The organism is Paraprevotella sp. (genome assembly GCF_986071375.1).
Genome location: NZ_CFQRNQ010000008.1, coordinates 1 through 19427, shown reverse-complemented (window position 1 = coordinate 19427; position 19427 = coordinate 1). Strand labels below are relative to the sequence as shown.

Below are 19427 nucleotides of genomic sequence, written 5' to 3'. Positions count from 1 at the left end.
ATTTGACAGTGACTAATCTTTTTATCGGTTACGCCCGGGATTCAGGCCCTTTTTGGATGGCTTTTACCATGATGCCTATCTCGGCAATGAATAAAATAGTGAAAATGGCCAGAAAGATGAAGAATGTCGTTTGTACCGTTCCCGCGGACAGGTTGGATATGGCGGCATTGACCGGTAACAAATCCTGGATGGCCCAAGGTTGTCGCCCGACCTCTGCTACGACCCAGCCGGCCTGGCTGGCTACGAAGGCGCAAGGAATGCTCCATAGGGCGATTCGGTGCAGCCATCTTTGTCCGTACAGTTTATTTTTCCATGACAGGAAAATAACCAAGGCGAAAAAAGCAAGGAAATACATCCCGAAACCTACCATAATCCGGAATGTCCAGAACGAAAGTCCTACATTCGGCACAAGGTCGTCAGGGTTTTGAATATAACCGTAACCGAAGTATGGCATGTTTTCTTCCAATGTGCGGCGGGACGCGTCCATCTTATCTTGTTCGCCGTCCTTTTGAGCCTGCCGGAAATCCGATAAGGCCGCGATTGCCATTTTGCCTTTCGCTATCTTTTCTGTGGCGGACAGAGCCTTGGAACCGTCGTTTGTCGTATATCCTCCCGCTAGGATGTTGTGGATTCCCGGTACGTAACCGTCGGGATTCCGTGTGGCCAGAAAAGACAGCATGGTCGGGATTTTCCATTCGCCGACCACTGTTAACGGCTGTCTTGTCCCACCTTCGTAAAGCGCTTCCATGGCAGCCAGTTTCATCGGTTGGTATTGTGCGACCTGATAGGCGGATTTATCTCCGCTATATAGTGTCAACAGTGAGGCGGCCATACCTGTACATGCTGCAATTTTCATACTGGCCAAGGCGAATTCCTTCTCACGCCGTTTCAATAGGAACCAGGCACTAACTCCAATGACGAACACGGCTCCTACAATCCAACTGCTGAGTACCGTATGCAAGAATTTCATTACGGCTACAGGCGAAAAGGCTACGGCGAGGAAATCGACCATTTCATTGCGTACCGTTTCGGGGTTGAATACCATTCCTACGGGATATTGCATCCATGAATTGGCCACCAGAATCCACCAAGCAGACAAGGTGGCTCCCAGGCCGGTGAGCCATGTCGAAGCCAAATGGAACTTCTTGCCGACTTTGTCCCATCCGAAAAACATTACGGCTACGAAAGTGGCCTCCATAAAGAAGGCCACGATACCTTCAATAGCAAGCGGTGCTCCGAAGATATCACCTACGAACCAGGAATAGTTGCTCCAGTTCGTACCGAATTGGAATTCGAGAATCAGTCCGGTAGCTACTCCGATGGCAAAATTGATTCCGAACAGTTTCATCCAGAACCGGGCTGTCCTTTTCCAGAAATCATGACCGGAAATGACGTATCGTGTCTCCATAACTCCCATGATGACGGCCAGTCCCAACGTGAGCGGAACAAACAGCCAGTGGTACATTGCCGTCAGGGCGAATTGTGCCCTTGACCAGTCTATCATTGTCTCCATATTGTCTAACATAAGCCTTGTTTTTATTTCAAATTAAGGATGGATAGCTCTTTCTATCAGTTCGTTGCCTACATAGTCTTCCTTTTCTTCGGTCGATTTGCCTTTGAGGAAAGGCGGGAAGAAAAAAAGTTTCAGGATAAAGAACATGATGAAAAGTTTGATGAGAATCACGACCCACAACGTGCGTCCCAGCGTCATGCTGCGGAAACCGTCGCGGTAAAATCTCCAAATACCGATGATTCCTTGTCTGATCATAATGGATGCATAAGTGTGATAAGGCAAAGGTAAGCAAAAAACAGTTGGAAGCGGGTGCCATGAACGGATTTTTTGCTAACTTTGGATGAAAATAATATAAAAGACGTTGTATTATTATGGTGAAACATATCGTATTATTTCAGTTGGCTTCTGAGATGGAAGCTGGGCGTAAGAAAAATGTGATGGACGCTTTTAAGAAAGGGATAGAGGCACTGCCTGCCAAAATCCCGTTTATCCGGAAGATTGAAGTTGGGTTGAATGCCAATCCGGAAGAACAGTTCGACATCGCGCTCTATAGTGAGTTCGACACGATGGACGACGTAAGGGCTTATGCGGTCCATCCGGCTCATTTGGCCGTAGCGGCTTTGCTGAAGGATTGCAAACAGAGCCGTTCGTGCGTGGATTATGTGTGTGAGATGGAATAGTAAGTAAGTTTTTTATGAATTTTCTTGCGAATTTGTTGCTTATTTGCGGATAATAGTTTAACTTTGCCATAAACAAAAGAGAAAATGAAGAATATTGCAACACGCCACCATCATCATCCTAACGGTTAGAAATCGGTAGGCTGTCCCGCGTGTGCCAATGGAAGGATAGAAATGAAGGCTTGCCGATATGAACGGTGAGCCTTTTTTGATAGTTTAAGAATACATTATTGAAAAAACAGATATGCTTAGAATTGCAGTACAGTCGAAAGGACGTCTTTACGAAGACACCATGGCGCTCCTGGCGGAGGCCGACATCAAAGTGAGTTCATCCAAGCGCACCTTGTTGGTGCAGTCTTCCAATTTCCCCGTCGAGGTGCTTTACCTGCGCGACGACGATATTCCGCAGTCCGTGGCGGGAGGAGTGGCCGACTTGGGTATCGTGGGTGAAAATGAATTTGTGGAAAGAGAGGAGGATGCCGTGGTGGTACGCCGTCTGGGCTTCAGCAAGTGCCGCCTTTCGTTGGCCATACCCAAGGCTGTGGATTATTCCGGCCTTTCTTGGTTCGAAGGCAAGAAGATAGCCACTTCCTATCCCAATATCCTGAAAAAATTCATGAAGGAAAACGGGGTGGAGGCTGACATCCATGTCATTACCGGTTCTGTGGAAATCGCGCCCGGTATCGGGTTGGCCGACGGTATTTTCGATATCGTAAGCTCCGGTTCCACCTTGGTTAGCAATAACTTGCAGGAGGTGGCCGTCGTCATGAAGAGCGAGGCGTTGCTCATCGCCAACCGGAATATGGACGATGCCAAGAAGGCGATTTTGGACGAATTGCTGTTCCGCATTGAGGCGGTAAAGAGTGCGGAAGACAAGAAATACGTCCTGATGAACGTGCCGTCGGACAAGGTGAAAGATGTCGTGTCCGTATTGCCCGGAGCCAAAAGCCCCACGGTGATGCCTTTGGCGCAGGAAGGGTGGAGCAGCGTGCACACCGTCATCGACGAGTCCCGCTTTTGGGAGATTATTTCCAAGCTGAAGGAACTGGGAGCACAGGGCATTCTGGTTGTTCCCGTAGAGAAGATGATTCTTTGAGCCGGACAGGTCGGCATTTTCATATCAAAAAGAGGAGGACAGCAAATGAATGTGATAAGATATCCGCAAAAAGAAGAATGGGACGAACTGTTGAAACGTCCCGTAATGAATGTGGACACGTTGCGTGAAACCGTATGCCGGGTGTTGGACGACGTGAAGACGGGTGGCGACCGCGCCGTCATGGCCTACGAAAAGCAGTTCGACCATGTGGAACTGGAGCGTCTGGCCGTCACGGAAGAAGAAATGGACGAGGCCGAACGTCTGGTGTCGCCCGAACTGAAAGATGCTTTGCGCCTGGCGCACGAAAATATAGGGAAGTTCCACGCTTCCCAACGCTTTGAAACGACGAAGGTGGAAGTCCGTCCCGGGGTGACCTGTTGGCAGAAAGCCGTTCCCATAGAACGGGTGGGGCTTTACATTCCCGGAGGGACGGCACCGCTTTTCTCCACGGTTCTGATGCTGGCCACACCGGCCAAGATTGCCGGATGCCGTGAAATCGTGCTTTGCACGCCTCCGGGACGTGACGGCAAGGTGCATCCCGCCATCCTTTGCGCAGCCCGTGTGGCCGGAGTGAACCGCATTTTCAAGGCAGGCGGCGTGCAGGCCATCGGTGCCATGGCCTACGGTACGGAAAGCGTGCCCAAGGTGTACAAGATATTCGGTCCCGGCAACCAGTACGTCATGGCGGCTAAGCAGCAAGTGTCGCTTCATGATGTAGCCATCGACATGCCTGCCGGACCTTCGGAGGTGGAGGTATTGGCTGACGCCGGTTCCAATCCGGTATTCGTGGCGGCCGACTTGCTTTCGCAGGCCGAGCACGGCGTGGACAGTCAGGTCTTGTTGGTGACGACCGACGAAGCTTTGGTCGGCAAGGTACAGGACGAAGTGGAACGCCAGTTGGCAGCCCTTCCGCGCAAGGAAATCGCGGAGCAGGCATTGGCCCACAGCAAACTCGTCGTGGTGCGCGACATGGACGAGGCAATGGAACTGACCAACCGTTACGCGCCCGAGCACCTGATTATCGAAACGGCCGATTACATGCAGGCCGCTGAACGGGTGGTCAATGCAGGCTGCGTGTTCCTCGGTTCTTATACGCCTGAGAGTGCGGGGGATTATGCTTCGGGCACGAACCATACGTTGCCCACCAACGGTTATGCCACGGCTTACAGCGGTGTCAACTTGGACAGCTACCACCGTAAGATTACGTTTCAGGAACTTACGCCTCAAGGGGTCCGTGCCATCGGTCCGGCCGTGGAACTCATGGCGGCGGGCGAGCATCTCGATGCACACCGTAACGCCATGACCGTAAGATTGGAATCCATTAAAACCGAAATGAAATGAGCATGAAACCTTTGCAAGAATTAGTGCGCCCGAACATCTGGGCGTTGAAGCCGTACAGTTCGGCCCGTGACGAATACAAGGGTGCGGCGGCTTCCGTCTTTCTCGATGCGAACGAGAATCCTTACAATGCCCCGTACAACCGCTATCCCGACCCTTTGCAATTGGAGGTGAAAGAGATGTTGGCTCCCGTCAAAGGCGTGAAGCCCGGACAAATCTTTCTCGGTAACGGCAGTGACGAAGCCATCGACTTGGCATTCCGGATATTCTGCGAACCGAAAACGGACAACGTGGTGGCGATAGCCCCTACTTACGGTATGTATAAAGTGTGTGCGGACATCAACGACGTGGCCTATCGCCCCGTCTTGTTGGACGACGGTTTCCGGTTGGATGCGGATAAATTATTGGCCGTTGCGGACGAACACACGAAGTTGGTATTCCTTTGTTCGCCGAACAACCCTTCGGGAAACGACTTGGAACGGGAGGAAATCGTCAAGGTGCTTGAGCGTTTTCCGGGGATGGTGGTCATCGATGAGGCATACGCCGACTTTTCCGGACAGAAGCCGTTCCGTGAAGATTTGGAGGCATATCCGAACCTCATCGTGCTCAATACGTTTTCCAAGGCATGGGGGAGCGCGGCCATCCGCTTGGGCATGGCCTTTGCCTCAGAAGAGGTCATCTCCTTATTTAATAAGGTGAAGTACCCTTACAATGTGAACCAACTGACCCAACGTCAGGCCGTGGAGATATTGAAGAAGCGTTTCGATGTGGACAAGTGGGTGAAGACGTTGCTGCGCGAACGCGGGCAGGTCATGGCGGCCTTTGCCGAACTGGATATCTGCGAGAAGATTTATCCGACGAATGCCAATTTCTTTCTGGCGAAAGTCAAAGGAGCCGATGCGATATACGCCTATTTGGTGAAGAACGGCATTATCGTGCGCAACCGTTCGAGGGTGGAACTTTGCGGCGACTGCCTGCGCGTGACCATCGGTACGCCGCAGGAGGACAACAGTCTGTTGGGCGCGTTGCGTTCTTACAAACCGGAGACGATAAAATGAACATCATGAAAAAAGCCTTGTTTATAGACCGCGACGGCACTTTGATAAAAGAGCCTGCGGACGAGCAGATAGACGCGTTCGAGAAATTGGAGTTCGTGCCGGGTGTGATGCGCAATCTGGCATTTATCCGCCAGAAACTGGATTACGAGTTTGTCATGGTGTCCAACCAAGACGGGTTGGGTACGGATGCCTTCCCCGAAGATACCTTTTGGCCGGTGCACAATCTGATGATGCGTACCTTGGAGGGAGAGGGCGTGACGTTCGATGACGTGTTGATAGACCGCAGTTTCCCAGAAGAAAATTTGCCCACGCGCAAGCCGGGTACGGCCATGTTAGGACGTTACACTTCGGACGGTTACGACATGGATGCCTGTTGGGTCATCGGCGACCGCGAGACGGACGCGCAGTTGGCCCTGAACCTCGGTTGCCGCGCCTTGATCCTGAAGGAGAAGGAAGAAAGTTCTTTTTCGGACGAGCGCATCCGTTACGTGGACAGTTGGGACCGTATTGCCGAAATCCTTTTTGCCGGAGAACGTAAAGCCCGTGTGCGCCGCACGACCAAGGAGACCGACATCGAGGTACGCTTGGATTTGGACGGCAGCGGCCGGTGTGATATCCGTACGGGATTGGGATTCTTCGACCACATGCTGGAGCAAATCGGCAAGCATGGCGGAATGGATTTGTATATCCGCACGGAAGGCGACTTGCAGGTGGACGAGCACCACACGATAGAGGACACGGCCCTGGCTTTGGGAGAGTGCCTGTTGCGTGCGTTGGGCGACAAGCGCGGCATCGAGCGTTACGGCTATTGCCTGCCCATGGACGACTGCCTGTGCAGCGTGGCTCTCGATTTCGGTGGGCGGCCTTGGTTGGTGTGGGATGCCGAATTCCGTCGTGAGAAAGTGGGCGAGATGCCCACCGAGATGTTCCTCCATTTTTTCAAGAGCCTGAGCGACGCGGCGCGGATGAACTTGAATATCAAGGCCGAAGGCGTGAATGAGCACCATAAGATAGAGGGAATTTTCAAGGCTCTGGCCCGGAGCCTCAAGATGGCGGTACGGCGCGACATCTATCATTACGAGCTGCCTTCGAGCAAGGGAGTCCTTTGACGTGAAGTTAGTATCCTTTACAGAAAGGACGGGGTTGCGGAAGGTGTGACGCTGTCCTGCTGAGAACGGAAAATCGTTTGGCGCAGAACGGAAAATCAATCGGCTGAGATTGATTTTCCGTTCTGCGGTTGTTTTTGTAGGATTTTATATGGTTGTAAATCATATATATATGATGCCCTTGTGTGGGTAAGTCAAAAGTTTCTTTCCTGTTGTTTTTGTTTATAGCTTTTGTGGACAGAAATATTTCTGGTCTGCGTAGGTATTTTTCCTTTCCCGTACGTAGTAGGATATAGGAGGGACGGAATTTTGTTTCCCCAGCACTATTAAAAACAGTTTTATATGAGATTGAGAAAATTACTTTGCTTGCCGGCATTGCTTTATGCCGGCAGTACCGTGGCGCAAGTCCATGGTGAGGGCGGCTATTACAACTGGACGTTGGAAAGGATGAAGGCTGCCGTGGAGGAGAAGGACATCTCCATCAACTATTGGGGATGTGGGAACAAAGGAAGCGGCGATTATGCCGACCTCGACCAGTTTTGGTGTTTTACAGACCGTTACCTCAAGTCTTACCTTGGGGTGCAAAGCCAAGATGAGAAATTTGAGGAGTACGGTGGAATGCAGTTCCGCTCAGGTATCTATTTCCAAGGCAAGACCGACAAGGAACCTTTCATGACTCTTACACCGGAATATCCGGTCTTGGCGTTCAAAGTGTCCGTTCCGATGCAGTCGGAGACCATCAAGGATGGGAACACGGTGAATATGGAAGTCTATTGGGACGACCCGTATACGGAAGAGGTGGAAACCACGGAAATTACGGGGATGCCGGGTTTTAACAGTGGGAAAAAGACTTTGGACGTAGTGAGGAACTCAAGACCTTGGGAAGAGAAAGACGAATTCGGGCGCGATCAGGCGCAGTTGAAATACGACATCCTCACAGGACGTAACGATGCGGCTGCCAAGTCGGACACGGTCATCCTGATGAAACGTATGGACAAAGGCTACGACCGTGACAGTTGTGACATTTTCGTGGCCATCAATTTTGCGGCAATGAAGGATAAGGAAGCTGCGGAGGAAGAAGAGGCGGCACGTCTGATAGACCGCTTGCCTATTAAAATCATGAAACTTACGCTCGGTGCTTTTGCCTATGCAAGGGGAACGGTCGGTGACGGGACGGGACAAAGGGTAAAGACCCGTTATGAGATGCCGTACGTGTATGCGAAGGCCATCCGTACTTACCGTAGCATGACAGAGGCTTTGGAAGGGTTCACGGATAAAAACAACTATGGTGACGGCCCGTCTGAGTTTGCATTGGACATACCCAAGACCGGGATGTGCACTTATTATGGAGAACAGGCATTCACCTTGCCGAAGGGCGTGAAGGCCGGTGTGGTCACGATGGCTGATAACGCTACGGCGCAGGTAGATTGGCGTTATGCTGAGGGCGACATGGTACCCCCGTTGACAGGAGTGCTGTTGTCGGCTGCGGATGGCGTTACTTCTTGCAGGTTCTTGACATCGTCGGTCTACCTGCCTTCGCCTGAAGACAATTTGTTGCAAGGTTCGCTGTCCTCGCGGCAAGTCGTAGGAGGCAGATACCGTTATTATAAATTGGCTGAAGGGGCGAACGGCCTGGGCTTTTATTATGATGCCGAGGGCGGCGAGTCTATCCTAAGTGGGGCGCACAAGGCTTATCTTGCTTTGCCGGAGGCCATGGCTGCCAACGCACACTTCATCAGCTTGGACGGAGGAACGACTCATGTGGGCTGTACTTTTGCCGAAGGTGAAGAAATAGTGGATGTGGTGGGCGTGTCCGGCACCTTTTGGAAGAGAAGGGTACGCAAAGCGGATGCTTTGGATGGACTGCCCAAAGGAATTTATATCGTGAAAGGCAAAAAATACGTGGTTAAATGATAAAAATAGGAACGAGATATGAAAAAGACGAAATATGAGAAACCGGAAATACGATTGATGCAGGTGGAGGCGCAGGCCATGATGGCCTGTTCCGATCCACAAAACGTGGGGATATACGATCAGGTGGATGATGCCCCAACTAAGCAACAAAAACGTGTGGGGGAGCGGCCTTTGGGATTGAGCAAGGTCTGTCCATGCGTGCAGCAGAGGCTTTACCTTTCGGGGTAAGGCCTTTGTTTTTATTGGAAGGCAGGATGGGGAGATGTGTGCTTCTACATTAGTGTGGGGAGTGAATATCAAAAAACTCAAGTGAAAAGCCCAAAAACATAAGTGCCTATTGGATTTTTTGTGTAATTTTGTACCGTATCATAGATTAACCTAATAAAATAGAACCCATGAAAAAGAAACAGATTTTGTTTTTTGCTTGCTGCTTGGCTTTAGGAGGCAGTACAACGGATTTGTGTGCCCAACGGACGATGGACAAACTGGGACGCGGCCTTGTGGCCACTGTCACCCAAAGCGGAAGTGGAAACTTCGTGAGTTGGCGTGTGCTGGGCGAGGAGTATTATGACGTGACTTACAACCTTTATGCCGATGGTGTGTTGGTGGCCAAAGGGCTGTCTGCGAGTAACTATGTCCATACGGGAGGAACGGCCGAAACCCGATATACGGTGGCTCCCGTGGTGAAAGGCAAGGAGGGGGAACAGTGTGACCCCGTCAAACGTTTCAAGGAATTCAGTTTCTATTCCCTTACAGGACAGAATACCGGTTTCCTCAGAGTGCCGGGTGCGGAAATGAAAGGACGTAACGGCGAGGACCTGACAGAAAACTATATGTTTAACGACGCCGTGTTGGCCGATGTCGATGGCGACGGGATGCCGGAGATTATCGCCAAGCGTCTTTATACGGGTACTCCTGGAGTGACGGACGTGGCCAATACTTCGGCTTACAACCGCATCGAGGTGTACAACGTCAAGGGGGAGCGGCTGTGGTACATCGACATCGGCCCGAACATGCAGTCGGGACCCGATGAACAGTTCGATGCCGTAGCTTTCGACTGGGACGGTGACGGCAAGGCTGAAGTATTGATGCGTGGAGCTGACAACATGATTGTCCATCATCCGGACGGTACGGTCACGGAGGTGGGCAATATGTCCCATGATATCCGTAGGATTAACAATACCGAATATTCCATGCCCGATAATGAATATTTGCTCTACATGGAGGGAGCCACGGGCAAGTTGTACGAAATCGGTGAAAACGGCGAGAAATGGATGCCTTACCCTTGCAAACGGCTAGAACCGGGTGAGACGGACTGGACGGCAGCCTGGGGCGACGGCACGGGGCATCGTGCCACCAAGCACTATTTCGGTGCGCCTTATCTGGACGGCCGGCATCCTTCCATTTTCGTCGGACGCGGTTGCTACACGCGTCACAAGTTTTATACTTTCGACGTAGACCCTGCTACGCATAAGCTGACGGAACGTTGGAATTGGGTATGTAGTGTGGGAGGTCCGTGGTTCGGACAAGGTTACCACAACTTCGGCGTGGCCGATGTGGACATGGACGGACGGGATGAAATCGTGTTCGGTTCAATGATAATCGATGATAATGGAAAGGGATTGAGTACTACCGGCCTCGGGCATGGCGACGCCCAACATTGTACCGATTTGGATCCTTACCGCTTCGGACAGGAGATGTTTGCCTGCAACGAAAGTTCCCCGGCCATGAACTACCGGAATGCCACCACGTCGGAACTGTATTACCGTTTGCAAAGTACCAGTGACGACGGGCGTGCGTTGGCCGGCAAGTTCTATAAGGATTATCCGGGTTGCCAAGGGGCAAGCAGCCAGTCGGGTGTCATCAGCCTCACGGCAGACAAGCCGTTGCCCGACGTGGCGGGGTGGGACTTGAATTTCCGTATCTATTGGGATGGTGACCTGTGCAGCGAGGTGCTCAACAGCCCGGGAACGGAACGCCAACCCAAGATTGACAAGCCTGGTGTGGGGCGCATCTTCTTGGGGAATGGTGCGATGAATAACTGGAGCAAAAACAACGCATGTGCCACGGGCGATCTCTTCGGGGACTGGCGTGAGGAACTGCTCGTGCGGGACGGGAAAGACTTGTTGGTTTATACGACCAACTACCCGACGGAATTCCGTATCCCTACCCTTTGGCACGACCATCAATACCGGCAGGGCATGGTGTGGGAAACCATCGGTTACAATCAGCCTCCCCACTTGAGCTATTTCTTGGGCGAACTGGAGGGCATCACCGTGGCTCCGCCGCCGCTCACCACGGAAGGGCGTACGCAGATTGCAAACGGAGGAAGTATTACTACGGCACACAACGGCAGTCAGGTTCTTGTGTTTGACAATGCGGACATGTCGGTATCCGTGGAGTCCGGTGCCGAACCGTGGGTGGCCATGTTCAACGTGCCTGCGTGGGTGAAAGGGACGGCTTCGAGCGATTGTACCACGAAAGACGTGCCTATTGATAATGACTATTATACTTGTACGGTAACGGGCAGCGGGTTCAGTGGATTCACGCGGGTGGTAAAACAGGGTGAAGGCACGTTGGTGCTGCCGGACGTGGAGATGACCCATAGCGGCAATACGGATGTATGGAACGGGACACTCGTTTTCAACGGGACGATGAAACAGTCTTCCCTTTGGCTCAACCGCCATACGTCGCTCCGTTCCTCCGGTACATTCCGTAGCATCAAGGCGGACTATAACGCCACTGTCTTTCCGGGTGATGACGGACAGGTCGGAACCCTTACGTCAGACTCCGTGACGTTGGGTTTCGGTTCGCGCATGGTCTTTGATTTGAAGAATGACTTTACTTCCGACCGTCTCGATACCAAGGTGCTTACCGTCGAGACGAAGTCGTGGAAATACGGGCCGAAGTATTTGGCGCCGGTGTTTGAGTTCCGGGGCGAAGAAGTGCAGCCCGGACGGTATCCGATAGGTACGGCAGCTACGGTCAAGGGGGATTTTTCCAGTATCCTCATCGAGGGTATCAGTTCGCAAATGAGTGCCAGGTTGGTGTTGGAGGATGGGATGCTTTACCTTTCCCTAAGCGATGTGCGTGCTGCATCCGATGTGGTTTGGAACGGTTTGAACAGCAATATTTGGGACTTTGGCCAAAGCGAGAATTTCACCTTGGCAGAGGAATCCGATCCCGTATTTTTTGTGACGGGTGACAGGGTTCTGTTCGATGATACGGCTGAACGCAAGAATGTGAGCCTTTCCGGCAGTATCGAAGCCGAAAGCGTCACTGTGGACAATAGTGAGAGCTATGTTTTCAACGGGAACGGTTTTCTGGCAGGGCATACGGCATTGGTGAAACGTGGCAGTGGCGTGTTGGCCATCAGCAATGACAATACGTATACAGGCGGTACGCGCATCAGCGGCGGTACGGTGTCGGTGAATATGTTGAGCAACTCCACACGGGCTTACGGAGGTCTGGGCGGTGTGGTGGAGTCGGCCAATCTTTTTGTCATGGAGAACGGTGCCACGTTGCAGACGACGGAGACCGTTACCCAAGGCTCTCCCATGAAGATGGAAGGCAAAGACGGGGGATGCGTCGAAAACCTCAAGGATTTCATCGTCGAAACCCCGGTGGAGGGTACGTTACTCACCAAAAAAGGAGACGGATGGATGAAACTGAACACGGCCAATCCCTCGTTGGAACGTCTTGCCATCAACGGTGGAACCGTACAGTGCGTGGCTTGCGACATGCCTGCACAGACGGTAGAATTCATATCCGGTACGTTGTATGAAAATACAGGTTCAAGTTATGCCATCCATGTGCCGGAAGGCGGTAATGGTACGTGGTCATTGGCCAACCGTTCTACCTATAATAATAAGATTACGGGCGAAGGTACGCTTACGATATATTGTGCAGTGGAACATGGTAACGGTTGGTTTGCCACACGTACGCCGGTGGCCGTCAATTTGAGCCTGTTTACAGGGACAATCAATGCCACGGCCGACATGGCCGACAGCTATCCGCGTTTTACGCTCAATACGTCTTCGGGCATGCCGGACGGTACGCTTAACATAACTGCAGGCGTGACGGTGCAAAACACGGGGCGGACTTTCCGTATTGGGAAATTGGCCGGAAAGGGCACGTTGGGCGGTTATGCCTCTTTTGCCAATGACGGGGCTACGGGTGTCAACACGTGGCAGGTGGGATGTGACGATGATTTCGCTTGGGCCGGAACCGTGACAGCCAATTCTAAGTTCGAGAAAGTGGGCAGCGGCAAGATGACGGTCAGCGGAGTATGGGACAATACGGGCGAAGTGGCCGTGAAGGAAGGCACGCTTTGCCTGAATGACCGTTCGGCAGAAAATGCCATGTTGGGAAGCGGAGAACTCTCGGTTGAGGACGGTGCGGTTTTGTGTGGCATGGGTAAATTGGGCAATGCTTCGGTCACGGTGGAACGTGGCGGACGCTTATATTCCGGAACGCGTGAGGGGGCTTCCTCAGGGACGTTGGATTTCTCAGGCAAGAGGCTCACGGTAAGTACCGGTGGGGAGGTGCTGTTCAATGTGGCTTCCAAGGTACGCTGTACGACCTTGGAAGGAATAAGCTCGTTCTCCCTGCGTGGTACGCTGAAAGTGTCGGTACGTGAAGGGCTCGAACTGGAAGCCGGTGATGAGTTCCAACTGTGGGTCGCAAACCGGACGGCACTTTCATCTGCCTGCACGTTGGATTTGGATAGCCCCGGAGAGGGTTTGGAATGGGATACTTCTGCATTGGAGAACGGAATCTTGAAGGTGAAAACTGCGACGGGTATTACGGGGGTGGTTTCTGGTGAACCGGTAGATTGCGTGGTTTATACGTTGGATGGAGCACGTGCGGGGAGTTTTACCTGCATGCCGTCGGAGGTCGGGGAGTATATGGAAAGGAATGGATTCAGGTCTGGTATGTACATGGTTAAGATGACCCAAGGTCAGCGGACGGAGAGCCGTAAGGTGACTATCGACTGACAGGCCATGCCGCACGGCCTTCAGCTGTGCGGCATAGCATTCTTTAACATAGAATTAAGGAAAATATGCTGTAATGATTACAAATATGAACGTTTTTATCCGTATCTTTGAATCGTTAGAAACATTATAGGTTTAAATTCAAAATTTAAAAAAGTTATGGGAAAGAGTATTAAGGGTACACGTACGGAAAAGAACCTGATGGTTTCTTTTGCCGGAGAGTCTCAGGCCAGAATGAGATACACTTACTTTGCCAGTGCGGCAAAGAAAGAGGGTTATGAACAGATTGCAGCTATATTTACGGAAACGGCCGATCAGGAAAAAGAGCATGCAAAACGTATGTTCAAGTGGTTGGAAGGCGGCATGGTAGAGATTACGGCCAGTTATCCGGCCGGTGTCATCGGAACCACCATGGAGAACCTGAAGGCTGCGGCTGCCGGAGAACACGAAGAGTGGTCATTGGATTATCCTAAGTTTGCGGACATTGCAGACGAAGAAGGTTTTCCTGCCATTGCTGCGATGTACCGTATGATTTCTGTGGCGGAAAAAGGCCACGAAGAGCGTTACTTGGCATTGTTGAAGAACCTGGAGGAATTCAAGGTGTTCGTGAAGGACGGAGAGACGGTATGGCAGTGCCGCAACTGCGGTTATATCCATGTGGGTAAAGAAGCTCCGCAGACCTGTCCGGCTTGCTTGCATCCGCAGGCTTACTTCGAAGTGAAGAAGGAGAACTATTGATCGTTTGCCGTATTTTTACGGTGGACGAAGGCGGCTTTCCGGTTCTTTCCTGATAAATGGGTTCAGGGAAGAACCGGATTTTTTATGAAAGGGGATTTTAACATACCTTGCTATTTGGGGTTATTTTTAAGTTTTTAAAAGGGTGTTATTGCTCTTATAATGCAAAGCGGTTTTTGTTCTTCTGAAAAATGGGTAAAAGGAACATCTATTATAAAGAGGTTTGTTGAGGACACGATTTTAATTCGTTTCTTTGCAATCAACAACAAGGAAACATTATGATACCAGACGAGAAAACCATCAAATCACGCAGTATGAGCGTTTACAAGACATTGTCGAATGCATTGCGCTGCACGTTCGACGAGTTACAAAACCAATGTAAGTTAGGAACTACGGAATTATGTCTGAGCATTGCCCGGCTGATGCAGGAGCATAAGATTAGGCAAGAGCGCGAAGGAGATAATGTGTATTACATGTTGGCTTATTGAGTAAGCTTGACCTAATAGGTAAAGAATAAAGGGGATGTTAAGCATCCCCTTTATTCTTTCTATATGGACAGTTCTGATTACTTGTTCAGAGCCAAAGCCACATTTACGGCACAAGCTACCGTACAACCTACCATCGGGTTGTTGCCGATACCCAGGAAGCCCATCATTTCCACGTGGGCGGGAACGGATGAAGAGCCTGCAAACTGAGCGTCTGAGTGCATACGGCCGAGCGTATCCGTCATACCGTAAGAAGCCGGTCCGGCAGCCATGTTGTCCGGATGCAAGGTACGGCCTGTACCGCCACCTGAAGCTACTGAGAAGTAGGGCTTGCCTGCCAATACGCGTTCTTTCTTGTACGTACCGGCTACGGGGTGTTGGAAGCGGGTCGGGTTGGTAGAGTTACCCGTAATGGATACGTCTACGTTTTCCTTCCACAAGATAGCCACACCTTCGCGCACATCGTCTGCACCGTAGCATTTTACTTTAGCACGAGGACCGTCTGAGTATGCGGTTTCCTTCACTACGTTCAGTTCGCCCGTGTAGTAGTCGAACTTCGTCTGTACGTAGGTAAAGCCGTTGATACGTGAGATAATCATGGCGGCATCCTTGCCCAAGCCGTTCAAGATGCAACGCAACGGGTTCTTACGAACTTTGTTGGCCATTTCGGCAATCTTGATGGCACCTTCGGCAGCAGCGAAAGATTCGTGGCCGGCCAAGAAGGCGAAACACTGCGTCTCTTCGCGGAGCAGACGGGCTGCCAAGTTTCCGTGTCCGATACCTACTTTACGGTCGTCGGCCACAGAACCCGGAATACAGAAAGCCTGAAAGCCGATACCGATAGCTTCGGCAGCGTCGGCTGCGTTCTTGCATCCTTTCTTCAATGCGATGGCAGAACCTACCACGTAAGCCCACTTTGCATTTTCGAAACAAATCATTTGGGTTTCTTCGCAAGTCTTGTAAGGATCCAAACCAGCTTCTTCACAGATTTTGTTAGCCTCTTCAATATCTTTGATACCGTTTTCGTTCAATGCAGCCAAAATCTGCTTGATGCGACGGTCCTGACTTTCAAATTTCACTTCTCTAATCATAATCTGGTTCCTCCTTATTATTCTTTACGTGGGTCAATAGATTTAACGATTCCCTGTTCCGGTTTTGTACGGCCGTATGTACCTGTTACAGACTTCAAAGCTTCGTCTGCGGGTACACCTTTCTTGATGGCCTCCATGAATTTACCCATGTGTACGAATTCGTAACCGCATACCTGATCGTCTTTGTCGAGGAACATTTTGGTGATGTAACCTTCAGTCAATTCCAAGTAACGTGTACCTTTGGCCAAAGTACCATAAAGGGTACCGGTCTGGCTACGCAGCCCCTTACCCAAATCTTCCAATCCGGCACCGATCATCAAACCGCCTTCGGAGAAAGCAGACTGTGTACGGCCGTAAACGATTTGGAGGAACAATTCGCGCATGGCTGTGTTGATGGCATCGCAAACCAAGTCGGTGTTCAATGCTTCCAGAATCGTCTTGCCCGGAAGGATTTCAGAAGCCATGGCAGCCGAATGGGTCATACCCGAACAACCGATAGTTTCCACCAAGCATTCCTGGATGACACCTTCTTTTACGTTCAGTGTCAACTTGCAGGCACCCTGTTGGGGGGCACACCATCCGATACCGTGAGTCAAACCTGAGATGTCTTTAATCTCCTTTGCCTGTACCCATTTGCCTTCTTCAGGAATGGGGGCTGGTCCGTGGTTCGGGCCTTTGGCAACACAACACATGTTTTCTACTTCGTGTGAATAAACCATAATTATACTAATTTGTTATAGGTAATATAATGAGTTTCTTATTAAAAATCCTCATCTTTTTGTGCTGCAAAGATAATCAATTTTTAGTATTTCATTAAAAGCCGGTACCAACTTTTTGGGGCTGGTTTATGATTTTTATCACTTATATGAGGTATGGGGCGTCTGGACTGATATAGGGGGATTGCTTTGCCATAATTTTACATGAGAATGAAAAAATTTTTAAAATAGAAATGCCCAATGAATTATTTTTTATACTTTTGCCGAATAATTATCCCTTCTTATAGGGGCGGCCATTTTCTGAATGTGTTTTCACTTTCTGTATAAGAGATGCCGTATCGGAGGGAAGCAATAGGCAAACCGAGGTACTTAAATTTTCAGGAATGCCTGTTTGTTTGATGTAAATATCTAAAAGCCAGTAAAATATATAGTTTTACCGGTATGGTCATCAAGTGTTTATGGGTGAGATAGTTCCATCTCGTGTGGGGGCAGGAAGTCAGGCTGTACGTTGGTATATTCTGGTACTTCCCGTGAGGCACAGGGGAGATCCGGCTCGTGCATTGCGTATGGAAGCTGAACGGAGTGTGAAGAGGGATGAAGCGATGTTGGAATATTTTGCACCTAAATATATAGAGGTAAAAAGAAAGGGTGGGGAATTCGTGCGTACGGAACGATCCTTGCTTTACAATTATGTGTTCATTCGTTCTACGGAGGCCGAAATTTACCGAAGGCAGCGGACTACCCTGCATGCCTATAGTTTTTTGCCACGCGTGCATAGCGGTGGCGAAAGTCATTATCCCTATCTTTCGGATGCTGAAATGAGAAACCTTCGTTGGGTGGCGGAAGCATACCGTGGCGAGCTTCCGGTGTATGCGCCGGATTCAGGACGCTTGGTGAAAGGCGACCGTGTCCGGATTACGGAAGGAGAGTTTAAAGGAGTAGAAGCCGTGGTGGCAGTCCAACCCGGTGCCGGGCATAAGGATGTCATGGTTTGCATAGAAGGATGTTTGTGGGTGCCTTTAATGCGTGTGTCTGCCGGACAGTATGAAATCATCGGCCTGAACGAAAGCGGCAAACATGTGTATACGAAGTTGTCCAATGAACGTATTTTCCAGGGGCTTCATAAGGCGTTGCGGAATTACCACTCCCGTGGCGGTGTGACGGATGCCGACCGGGCTTTGGCGGAAGAGGCCTTGCGTGCCTACGGTAAGTTACAGATGGATAGCGATGTGATGCGTTGCAAGTTGGCTTCAATCTTATTGATGGCTCATACGGTGTTGGGGAATCGGGAAGAGAGGGGCGAGTTGGAAGCTTTTTCCCGCACCATCCTGCCTTTGCTGAAAGCGGAGCAATCCCGTGCCTTGTTGTTGGCTACGTTGTATGGTTGTACGGATAATAACATGTATTACCATGAGGCACATGCTTTAATCGTCCCATGGCGTAAGGAACCCGATATGAAGAAAAGCAAGCGGCAACTTTTGCAGTGGCTGGATGATTATGACGAATGGTTGGGGCATCGGGGATAAATATTTATAGCCGGAAAGTTTGGAATGTCTGTTTGATTTTTCTACCTTTACGTGGGCGTTATGACAAAGGCTTGGATGAAGTATCCGGTTGGTGTACGGATTCAGAGAAGATGTTATGGATTTCCCCGGAATGTTGAAAGGTACGTGTTGGAACGGAAATGAAATAAAAGGGAGGACTTGGAATGGATTTTTTGAAAAGGCTTTATCCTGTTGGTATACAGACGTTTGAAAAGATAAGGAACGGTAATTACTTGTATATAGACAAGACGGAATACGTCTACCGTATGGTGCATTCCGACTCAAATTACATATTCCTGAGCCGTCCGCGCCGTTTCGGGAAGTCGCTGTTGACAAGTACATTGGCTGCCTATTTTGAAGGGCGTAGAGAGCTGTTCAAGGGATTGGCCATGGAGAGGTTGGAGACGGAATGGACTGAGTACCCTGTGCTGCATTTCGACATGAGCACGGCCAAGCACATGAATAAGGAAGACCTCATTCTGGAACTGGAGAAGAAACTGCTGAGATATGAAGCCCTTTACGGGCGCGGTGAAGGGGACGTCAAAGTCAACCAACGTTTGGAGGGACTGATTCAAAGGGCTTACGAGCAGACGGGCCGCCAAGTGGTGGTGCTCATCGACGAGTACGACGCGCCCCTGCTCGACGTGGTGCATGAAGAAAAAGACCTGCCCGTCCTCCGTAACATCATGCGTAATTTCTATAGTCCGCTCAAAGCCTGCGACCCCTACCTGCGCTTCGTGTTCCTGACGGGCATCACCAAGTTCTCGCAACTGAGCATCTTCAGCGAGCTGAATAATATCCAAAACATCAGCATGCTGCCGGAATATGCCGCCATCTGCGGCATCACGGAGGAGGAGATGGCCACCCAGATGGACGGGGACTTGGATATTTTGGCCGGACGGTTGGACGTGAACCGCGAAGAGGTCGTAAAGAAACTAAAAGACCATTACGACGGTTACCATTTCACATGGCCCTCACCGGACATCTACAACCCTTTCAGCTTGCTGAATGCTTTTGCCACTGGGCGGTTGGACTCTTATTGGTTCGGCAGCGGCACGCCCACTTATTTAATCGAAATGCTGAACAAATTCGGCGTATTACCCTCCCAGATAGGAGGCAACGAGGCTGTGGCAGCCGATTTCGACGCACCGACCGAACGG

At 50.7% G+C, this 19427-nt stretch carries 16 protein-coding genes; 12 read left to right on the top strand and 4 right to left on the bottom strand.

Features of this window, described 5'->3' with window-relative positions; genetic code table 11:
- Window positions 1-28 precede the first annotated feature (28 nt).
- Together AC5RDV_RS05780 and AC5RDV_RS05775 are read right to left on the bottom strand one after the other, a co-directional pair.
- Window positions 29-1525, bottom strand: a complete 1497-nt coding sequence (locus AC5RDV_RS05780; protein ID WP_282748569.1) for a cytochrome ubiquinol oxidase subunit I — start codon at window positions 1523-1525, stop codon at window positions 29-31.
- 21 nt (window positions 1526-1546) lie between these two features.
- Window positions 1547-1768 (bottom strand): DUF4492 domain-containing protein, encoded by a 222-nt coding sequence (locus AC5RDV_RS05775; RefSeq protein WP_282748570.1) that lies wholly within the window; start codon window positions 1766-1768, stop codon window positions 1547-1549.
- 116 nt (window positions 1769-1884) lie between these two features.
- Here AC5RDV_RS05775 and AC5RDV_RS05770 point away from each other — a divergent pair, with 116 nt between their 5' ends.
- The 10 genes from AC5RDV_RS05770 (at window position 1885) to AC5RDV_RS05725 (ending at window position 14919) form a co-directional block, all read left to right on the top strand.
- Complete coding sequence (locus AC5RDV_RS05770; RefSeq protein ID WP_276789101.1) at window positions 1885-2193, top strand: Dabb family protein; 309 nt, start codon at window positions 1885-1887, stop codon at window positions 2191-2193.
- A gap of 241 nt (window positions 2194-2434) precedes the next feature.
- Window positions 2435-3286 (top strand): ATP phosphoribosyltransferase, encoded by an 852-nt coding sequence (gene hisG / locus AC5RDV_RS05765; RefSeq protein ID WP_008624734.1) that lies wholly within the window; start codon window positions 2435-2437, stop codon window positions 3284-3286.
- Window positions 3287-3331: 45 nt separating this feature from the next.
- Window positions 3332-4627: a histidinol dehydrogenase gene (gene hisD / locus AC5RDV_RS05760; protein WP_282748572.1), complete on the top strand. Its 1296-nt coding sequence runs from the start codon at window positions 3332-3334 to the stop codon at window positions 4625-4627.
- A gap of 2 nt (window positions 4628-4629) precedes the next feature.
- Window positions 4630-5682 (top strand): histidinol-phosphate transaminase, encoded by a 1053-nt coding sequence (hisC, locus tag AC5RDV_RS05755; RefSeq protein ID WP_172634380.1) that lies wholly within the window; start codon window positions 4630-4632, stop codon window positions 5680-5682.
- 5 nt (window positions 5683-5687) lie between these two features.
- On the top strand, window positions 5688-6791 hold the full coding sequence (gene hisB / locus AC5RDV_RS05750) for a bifunctional histidinol-phosphatase/imidazoleglycerol-phosphate dehydratase HisB (protein WP_282748573.1): 1104 nt from the start codon (window positions 5688-5690) through the stop codon (window positions 6789-6791).
- Between the two features lie 339 nt (window positions 6792-7130).
- Window positions 7131-8702 carry a hypothetical protein gene (locus AC5RDV_RS05745; protein WP_282748574.1) on the top strand — a complete coding sequence of 524 codons (1572 nt, stop codon included), beginning with the start codon at window positions 7131-7133 and terminating at the stop codon, window positions 8700-8702.
- Between the two features lie 18 nt (window positions 8703-8720).
- Window positions 8721-8930: a hypothetical protein gene (locus AC5RDV_RS05740; protein WP_282748575.1), complete on the top strand. Its 210-nt coding sequence runs from the start codon at window positions 8721-8723 to the stop codon at window positions 8928-8930.
- Window positions 8931-9097: 167 nt separating this feature from the next.
- Complete coding sequence (locus tag AC5RDV_RS05735) at window positions 9098-13699, top strand: rhamnogalacturonan lyase family protein (RefSeq protein ID WP_282748576.1); 4602 nt, start codon at window positions 9098-9100, stop codon at window positions 13697-13699.
- Window positions 13700-13855: 156 nt separating this feature from the next.
- Complete coding sequence (gene rbr, locus AC5RDV_RS05730) at window positions 13856-14434, top strand: rubrerythrin (RefSeq protein WP_118146495.1); 579 nt, start codon at window positions 13856-13858, stop codon at window positions 14432-14434.
- Between the two features lie 275 nt (window positions 14435-14709).
- Window positions 14710-14919, top strand: a complete 210-nt coding sequence (locus AC5RDV_RS05725; RefSeq protein WP_008624748.1) for a hypothetical protein — start codon at window positions 14710-14712, stop codon at window positions 14917-14919.
- 77 nt (window positions 14920-14996) lie between these two features.
- On the opposite strand, the gene AC5RDV_RS05720 is transcribed toward AC5RDV_RS05725, so the two are convergent.
- On the bottom strand, window positions 14997-16007 hold the full coding sequence (locus tag AC5RDV_RS05720; protein ID WP_494222143.1) for a GGGtGRT protein: 1011 nt from the start codon (window positions 16005-16007) through the stop codon (window positions 14997-14999).
- A gap of 17 nt (window positions 16008-16024) precedes the next feature.
- The gene (locus AC5RDV_RS05715) at window positions 16025-16726 is read right to left on the bottom strand and encodes an iron-sulfur cluster assembly scaffold protein (protein WP_008619330.1); all 702 of its coding nucleotides are present in this window, start codon (window positions 16724-16726) and stop codon (window positions 16025-16027) included.
- Window positions 16727-17181: 455 nt separating this feature from the next.
- Here AC5RDV_RS05715 and AC5RDV_RS05710 point away from each other — a divergent pair, with 455 nt between their 5' ends.
- Both AC5RDV_RS05710 and AC5RDV_RS05705 read left to right on the top strand, forming a co-directional pair.
- Complete coding sequence (locus AC5RDV_RS05710) at window positions 17182-18249, top strand: transcriptional regulator (RefSeq protein WP_282748578.1); 1068 nt, start codon at window positions 17182-17184, stop codon at window positions 18247-18249.
- A gap of 182 nt (window positions 18250-18431) precedes the next feature.
- The coding region (locus tag AC5RDV_RS05705) for an ATP-binding protein (protein ID WP_494222142.1) at window positions 18432-19427 on the top strand (996 nt) is incomplete at its 3' end.